This window comes from Campylobacter showae CC57C (assembly GCF_000344295.2).
GTDB lineage: Bacteria > Campylobacterota > Campylobacteria > Campylobacterales > Campylobacteraceae > Campylobacter_A > Campylobacter_A showae_B.
Genome location: NZ_AOTD01000180.1, coordinates 1 through 7900, shown reverse-complemented (window position 1 = coordinate 7900; position 7900 = coordinate 1). Strand labels below are relative to the sequence as shown.

The following is a 7900-nucleotide window of genomic DNA, read 5'->3' as shown; positions in this document are numbered from 1 at the left end:
TCCCCGCCTCGCCCTCGTAGCTAATGGCATCAAGCCCAAGGATCACCGCCGCAAACGCGTCAAATATGCGTCCAAGCGAGCTGGTTTTAACGCAGTTTATTTGCTTTTCGTGCAGGATTTTTAGATTTTTTAGCTTAGCGGGCTCAAATTTAGCCAAAAATGCCTCCGCCTCGCGCTCTAAATCATATTTTAAAATCGCGGCATAAGCGATCTGCCAGATATTTTTCACGCTAGCTTCGCCGCCGATCAGCAAAACTTCGTCAAATCTGCAAACCCGCTCGTACTCTTTGCCGCGCACTTTTAGGATCTCTCCGCCCCATACGCTCCCGTCTGCGCCGTATCCCGTACCGTCAAAGCAAAAGCCCAGATACTCGCGATTTGCGTCCAGATCGTTTTCTAAAATCACAGAAAGCAAATGTGCGTGATGATGTTGGATTTGCGTGATTTTTGAGCCGAAATTTGCGGCATATTCGCGCGCCCATTTCAAATTTAAAAAATGCGGGTGCAAATCAGCCGCGATCTCGTCAAATTTTAGCTCGTAAATCTCGCTAAAAAGCTTGATTAGCGCGCAAAACCGCTCATAGGTCGCGACGTTTTTTAGGTCGCCGATATACGGGCTTATCATCAGCTCGCCGTCCTTAAAGATCGCAAACTGATTTTTTAGCTCTGCTCCGACGGCTAGAACGGTCTTTTCGCTCTTAAATTTAGTGCGGATAAATTTTGGATGCACGCCGCGGCTCGTGCGGATAAAAACCGGCTCGCCGCCCGCTACAAACGCGATACTATCGTCGCTTGGCGAGCGTATCTCTCGGTCGTTATCTAGATAAAAATCTATCACGACGCCCAGTTTTTCTCGCAGGTCTTTTTCATCGTAGATGATGGGCTCGCCAGAGACGTTGGCCGAGGTGGCGATGACGTCGTCCTCTAGGTACTTAAAAAGCAAAAGATGAACGCCCGTGTATGGCAAAAATATGCCGATTTTATTTAGGCCTGGCGCTAAATTTGATGGAACCGGCGCGCCAGACAAGCTTTGTAAAACGACGATCGGTTTTAAATTCGAGCTTAAAAGCTGCTGCTCCTCGGGCGAAATTTGAGCGTATTTTTTAGCGCGCGCGAGGTCTTTGCACATCACGGCAAATGGCTTTTTAGGCCGCTTTTTTCGCTCTCTTAGCAGCCCTACCGTATCCTCCTCCAAGCGGCACATCAGATGAAATCCGCCAAGCCCCTTTACGGCTAAAATTTTACCCTCGTTTATGAGACGCGCGGCCTGCTTCGCGCTATCGTTATCCCGCGCCAAAACTCGCCCGAATTTATCTTTTAAAGCAAGTCTTGGCCCGCAGTTTGGGCAGGAAACGGGCTGGGCGTGATAGCGACGATTTAGCGGATTTTTGTATTCGCCCTCGCAAAATTCGCACATCTTAAACGCGTTCATCGTCGTGTTTGCGCGGTCGTAAGGCAAGGATTTAATGATAGAAAACCTTGGGCCGCAGTTGGTGCAGTTAATAAAAGGATAATGATACCTCGGGTCTGCAGGGTCGTAAAACTCGCGCTCGCAGTCTTGGCAGAAGGCAAAATCAGGCAAGATTGGTGCGTGTTTTTTGGCTGATTTTGAGGCGACTATCTGAAAGTCGTCAAATTTCGCGTCCGCTAGCTCGGTTTTTCTCATCTCGTCGATGCGAGCGAGGCTGGGCAGCTCCTCGCGCAGAGCTTTTTCAAACTCTTCTATCTGCTCGTGTGAGCCGCAAAGCGTTAGTTTTACGCCCTCGTCGTCGTTGTAAATTTCGCCCGCAAGGCCGAATTTTAGGGCTAGATTATAAACGAAAGGGCGAAAACCTACACCTTGAACCAGGCCTGAAATTTCATATTTAAAACATCTCTTCAATCAAAAACTCTTTGCTAAATTTGGCGTTTAAACCCGTTTTTAGATGCTTTAACGTCAAATTTGCAAGCGTTTTGTTTTCAAAAAGCGAACCGCAAAGCAGTGCGTTTTGCATGCCGAAATCCTGCTTTAGCAAGCCCGCAAAATCGCTCAAAAAATACGCCAGCGACTCGGCGTATCCGTAGCTAAGCAGCCTAGCATCGACGCCCGCGAGCCTAAAGCTCATACCGCTTCTAGCAAATTTAACGACGTCAAAATGCGTTTTGTTTAGCATTTTAAAATCAAGCCTAGGCCCTTTTGCGCCGTTAAAATCGCTCGCGTTTTGTAGTAAAATCTCTCCCGCTTTTTGCGTATCGCTATCAAATCCAAGTAGCGCCCCCGCCATACAAAATAGCCCGAAAAAGCCGTTTTGTACGCTAAGCTCGCCGCGCGGCAGGCTAAAATTTTCGCCGTAATTTTGAAGCAATCTCTCGCCGCCCTCCTCGCGCTTTATCTGCACATAAAGCTCCTCAAAGCTAGCGGGCAAGGCGAAATTTAAGACGTTAAAATCATCAAATTTGGGGTAAATTTTAACTTCATCGTCTTTAAACCTGCTTAAAAATATCCTAGCTATCCCGCCGTCTGCGTCAAATTCTTTTTTTGCGAGGTTAAAAGCGGCTAGATTTTTATCCGTAGCGCCCTCCATCCGGTTCAAATTTGCGTGCGAATAATAAATCCTAGAGCCGCTAAAAATGTATCCGTTTTCAAGCACGGTAGCCTTAAACGGCGGCCTTTGCGCCAAAAAAGCGATAAAATTTACGCCTGCTTTAAAAAGCTTGTCGCAAAGCGCGTAGAGGAAAATGTCCCTCGCCGCGCAGACGTCAAAAAATCTTGGCGAGCTTGGGTGATTGCCGCGGTAGATCGCTGTCGTTTTTAGCGTAACGGCGGGCTTTTCGTAGCTTGCTAGAGCTACTTGCTCAGCTTCGTTTGCGATAAAAATTTTAGGTAAATTTTTAAGGTTTGTCGGCATTAAAAGATTAAAATTTGCATTTAATTCGGTGAAATTTGACGCTTCAAATTCGCCGCTAATATCTTTAAATTTAACACTTTGGCCCGCGCATAAATTTTTAAAAGCAAACTCCAAAAGCTCGCTAAAATTTGCCTTCGTCACGGGAGTAAATTTGCCCTCTATAAAAACGCAAACGTCGCTAAAAACGCCGTTTTCGCACTCTTTTAGCTCGCCTTTAAGATAGGCGCTAACGACGCTTGGCGTGATGTTTGAGAGTGTATTTTGCGGTTCGCTCGTTTCAACGCCTGGTAAATTTTCGCTCGCGTAGACCTTTGAGCCGCGCAAAAACACACTGTGAGGCAGCGAGCCAGAAAGCATATCCGAAAACGCCAAAAGTTCCTCTTGCGAGCCTTCGGTGTAAAGCGCCCTTGAATCTCGCTGCTTTTTAATGCTAAATTTTAACCCGCTTTTTTGCGCGTAAAATTTAAGAAAAAATGCGAAATTTTCGCTCGCACAGTCAAACTTGTAAGCTAAAATCATATCGCGCCCTTTTTTGAAAACTCTAAAGCGATATCAGAGACGCTAAAATTTGCGATCTTTTCGTAGCAAAATCCAAGATGCGAAAGCTCGTTTAAAAGCGTCTTTTCCATCAAATTTGCCCCCTCTTGCACCTGCGCGGAGAGCTCAAAGCTCATAGGCTCGATGCGCTTTGGCACGATACCTAAAATTTTCGTCCGCGGCAAATCGCCCGCAAGCTCCATGAGCCGCAAGGTTTCTAGCATCTCGACCTCGTGCGCGGAGCCGTTCCACGAGACGGTGGGCGGCATCTGCTCGTAACCGAAAAAATACACATCCCCCGTCTCGCCGCCCTCGGCGCTGATACAGTCGGCGACTATCAAAACGTCCGCCTGAGCTATAAGGGGCGTTAGCGCCATAGCTAGCGTACCGCCATCGATAAATCTTAGCTCCAAATTTGCGCCGTCTGCGTTGTTAAATTTAGGGTTGCCGCGACGAGCGAGGTCGCTACTTAAATTTGAGTTTGCGACATCCAAATTTGACGCGTCAAATTTATCGCCCAAATTTAACGCGGAGTCAAATTTAGCCCCGTTTTTAGGGCTAAATTTGTAGTTTCGCTCCATCATTTTTACAAAATGCACCCCAACGCCCTCGTCGCCAAACATCACGTTGCCAATACCTAGCACCAAAACGCGCATCAGTGCTCGTCTTTTACGTATTTGTAGCCGCTTACGATGGCGTCCATAGCTCCATTTTTGCCTTTTACAGCGTTAAATACCGCCATATACACGTGCGCTACCACAAAAACCATGATGATCCACATGCAGATGCGGTGTATCGTGCGAACGTTTGCCAGCCCGCCCATGAGCTCCTCGCACTGCCTCATCGGCTCATAAAGTAGCCCGCCAAGCCCCTCGTGATAGACGTGGACATAGAGCACGAGGCCCGTTAGGCAGATCAGAAAAAGCACCAGATAAAAGAAAAAATACGACGCAAACTGAAGCGGGTTATAAACGCCCTTTAGATGCGGATGCGGGCCTAAAAACAGATAGTATTTTATCTGCGCTATCCAGACTTTTGGATTAAAAAAATCAACGATACTCACGACCTCTTTGCGGCTGTATTTGTCAAATATAAATAGGTAAAGCTTGAAAATAAAGCACGCTATCAGGACAAATCCCGCGATCTGATGAGCCGCGCGCCACTTGGCGTTCATAAAAAGTACGGGCTGGGTCGTGACCTCTGGACTAACGAAAACATAGGATATATAGTATCCGCTCACGACCAAAAAGGTGATGGCAAAAAACCTGATCCAGTGCGTCGCTCTAAGCCCGATGGAAAATTCATACTCGCTTTTGCGGTCAAATTTATGCTCGCTCATAGACGCTCCTTTCATAAATTCGGGTTGATTTTGTATTCGCCCAGCTGCGTGCCGCGCGCATCCATCACGTGCACGGCGCATGCGATACAAGGATCGTAGGAGTGAATCTTGCGGATGATCTCAAGCGGCTTGGTTAGATCGGCGATCTTTAGCCCGATGAGGCACTCCTCATAGCTTCCGCGCACGTTTGCGGCGTCTTTTGGCGAGGCGTTCCACGTGCTAGGCACGACTGCTTGCCAGTTGGTTATCACGCCGTCCTTTATGCGACACCAGTGGCTAAGCGCGCCGCGAGGGGCGTTGCCTTGGAAATTTCCTTTATACTCTTTGCCGTTATCTATGACGTACTTCGCGCAGGTTTCTTGATCGGTTTTTAGATTTTCTACTAGGCTATCAAAGGCCGTTAATCCATGATCGGCTACTAGTTTAGCCTCTAGCATCCTGGTTGCGGTTCTACCTAGAGTAGAAAATACCGCCTCAAGCGGAAGTCCCGTATCTTTTAAAAATTTATCTACGATCTTCACCACGCGCTCGTTGCCTTTGGCGTAGTTTATCACGATGCTAGCTATTGGTCCCACCTGCATCGGTTTGCCCTCATAGCGAGGTGCTTTGATCCAGCTATACTTGCCCTTTTCGTCAAAGACCTTGGTATCTACCTCCTTGCCATGGCCGCCCAATGTTTTCATATCTTTTAGGCCGGTGTAGTTTGGCTCGGTCTCGCCGTCGTACGGATGCAGCGGAGCCGGGTTTTTATACCATGCGCGAGTGGCTTCCTCGGTGATCTTGTCGCCGTTTACTTCATAAACCTTGCTAATGTCGCCGTTTAGGATAACTCCGCCTTGGATCAGGTACTCGTTTTTGCCGACTAAAAACTCGTCGTAAGCGAATAAATTTGACACGCCGACGTCTTTTAGCACGCTTGGCTCGCTGCCGTAGGCTTTAGTGGCCATGACTAGATCGGGATAATACGCTCGGTTGATAAAATCGGCCGCTTCTTGAAATTTGGTTAGGTATTCGCCTAGTCTTGCAGGATCTAGCAAGTCCATGACGCAGGTTACGCCGCCTACGGTGAGACTTTGAGGATGAGGCTGTTTTGCTCCAAATATCGCCATCATCTGCGCTACCGTTCTTTGTATCCTTAGGCACTCAAGGTAGTGCGAAAGCACGATCAAATTTTGCTCCGGCGTAAATTTGTAAGTCGGATGTCCCCAGTACGCGTTTGCAAAAGGCCCTAAATTTCCCTTTTTTACAAATGCTTCGACGCGCTCTTTTACCTCTTTTAGCTTATCTGCGCCGGTCGCGTAAGGCGTGTCGCAGTATTTAAACGCCTCGTCGCTAGCCTTGTGCACGTCCGCGCTTAGAGCCGAGACCACGTCCGCCCAGTCAAGGCCGTGGAGCTGATAAAAATGCACTACGTGATCGTGCATATAAAGGGCGTTGTTCATCAGCGTGCGCGTTAGCTGCGCATTTAGCGGAGGAACGATGCCTAGCGCGTTCTCGACGGCCATGATACCCGCGCGGTAGTGCGAAAACGTACAAACGCCGCAAATCCTCTGCATGAAAAATCCAGCATCCCTCGGATCTCGACCCTTTACGACCTGCTCTATACCGCGCCAAAGCGTCGAGCCCGAGTAGGCCTCTTTAACTACGTTATTTTCATCTACGACGACCTCTATGCGCAGGTGACCTTCTATCCTGGTTATCGGGTCTATTACTATTCTTTGCTCGCTCATTTTTACGCCTCCTCTTTGTCTTTAGCAAAAATGCTTATCGCGGCGTGCGCTGCTATGCCGATGCCTGCGAGCGCCAGCACTCCGATGCCGATTTTATCGCTGACGTTATCGGCGCCTAGGCCTAAAACGGTGTTAAACAGCCTATCTGCCATCGGCTCCTCAAAAGGCCCCATCGTATCCCAAAAATCAGGCTCCGAGCAACCTATGCAGCCGTGACCCGCCTGCACCGGCCAGCTAGTGTGCTGGTTAAATCTCTCGCGCGAGCAGTTGTTAAATGTATAAGGGCCTTTGCAGCCGACTTTGTAGAGGCAGTAGCCGTTTTTCGCACCCTCGTCGCCAAAAGTCTGCACGAACTCGCCCGCATCAAACCTACCGCGCCTTTCGCATAGATCGTGGATCCTAAGCCCGTAAGCCCACTTTGGACGGTTAAATACGTCAAGTGCGGGCAAGGTACCGAAAAGTATGTAGTGAAGGACGTTGCCCACGATGTTTTTCTCGCTCGGAGGACAGCCCGGGACGTTTATGACCGGTTTTGAAGTTACTTTTGATAGACCGACGGAATTTGACGGGTTTGGCTTTGCCGCTTGTATACCGCCAAAGCTCGAACAGGTACCGATAGCAAATATCGCCGCGGCGTTTTCGCTCGCGTGCTTTGCGTGATGAAGCCCGCTAAGCCCCAAAGGACCGACCGTGAGATAGTTTTCCGTATCGCCCGTAGGTATGCCGCCCTCGACTAGCAGGATGTATCTGTCTTTGTATTTTTCGATCGCGCTTTCTAGGTTTTCCTCGGCCTGCCAGCCTGCCGCCGCCATCACGGTTTCGTGATACTCGAGGCTGATGTAATCAAAAATCAAGCTATCTATACTCGGCGCATCTGTGCGAAGCAAGCTCTCGCTACATCCCGTACACTCGGCCATGTGTAGCCATATCACGGGCAGTCTATCGCTAAGCTCGGCGGCTCTAGCTACAGTTGGCGTCATTGACGCGGGCAGCGCCATAAACGCCGTCATCGCGCCCGCCCATTTCATAAAATCGCGCCTGCTAAATCCGCTTTTCTTTAAAGCTTCGCCGATCGATCCGTTTTTTAGGGTTGGAAGCGCGGCAAGCACGTTAAGCCTCTCGTTTATCCTAACTAGGACATCATCTCTCATGCTCTCTCCTTGGAGTGAAATTTGCATTTTGGCATGTTTGATAAAAGAGTAAATTTGTCTTTAATTATTATCAAATAGCTTTAAATATTGAAATATTACAACTAAAATTTAAAATTCTATATTTAGCAAAAGAACTAGTTTTAATAATTAAGTATATTGTTATTTTAGTGATATTTTTGCAAAGAAAACTCTAAAAATAATTAAAGTATAAAAAGATAAATTTAATAAAGTATTTTTACATTTTGATATTTTAAA

The 7900-nt window shown here is 47.9% G+C and carries 6 protein-coding genes; all 6 read right to left on the bottom strand.

The window, feature by feature from the left end:
* On the bottom strand, positions 1–1882 hold a 1882-nt coding region (gene hypF / locus H740_RS06860; protein WP_002952690.1), incomplete at its 3' end, for a carbamoyltransferase HypF.
* On the bottom strand, positions 1866–3407 hold the full coding sequence (locus H740_RS06855; RefSeq protein WP_002952689.1) for a hypothetical protein: 1542 nt from the start codon (positions 3405–3407) through the stop codon (positions 1866–1868). The genes hypF and H740_RS06855, both read right to left, overlap by 17 nt.
* Positions 3404–4081, bottom strand: a complete 678-nt coding sequence (locus tag H740_RS06850; protein WP_002952688.1) for a HyaD/HybD family hydrogenase maturation endopeptidase — start codon at positions 4079–4081, stop codon at positions 3404–3406. Before H740_RS06850 ends, H740_RS06855 begins: the two co-directional genes overlap by 4 nt.
* Positions 4081–4764, bottom strand: a complete 684-nt coding sequence (gene cybH, locus H740_RS06845; RefSeq protein ID WP_002947950.1) for a Ni/Fe-hydrogenase, b-type cytochrome subunit — start codon at positions 4762–4764, stop codon at positions 4081–4083. The genes H740_RS06850 and cybH overlap by 1 nt, the downstream gene beginning before the upstream one ends.
* Positions 4765–4775: 11 nt before the next feature.
* A complete protein-coding gene (locus H740_RS06840) occupies positions 4776–6494 on the bottom strand; it encodes a nickel-dependent hydrogenase large subunit (protein ID WP_002952687.1) in 1719 nt (572 codons plus the stop codon).
* 2 nt (positions 6495–6496) lie between these two features.
* A complete protein-coding gene (locus tag H740_RS06835; RefSeq protein WP_002952686.1) occupies positions 6497–7645 on the bottom strand; it encodes a hydrogenase small subunit in 1149 nt (382 codons plus the stop codon).
* Between the last annotated feature and the right edge of the window lie 255 nt (positions 7646–7900).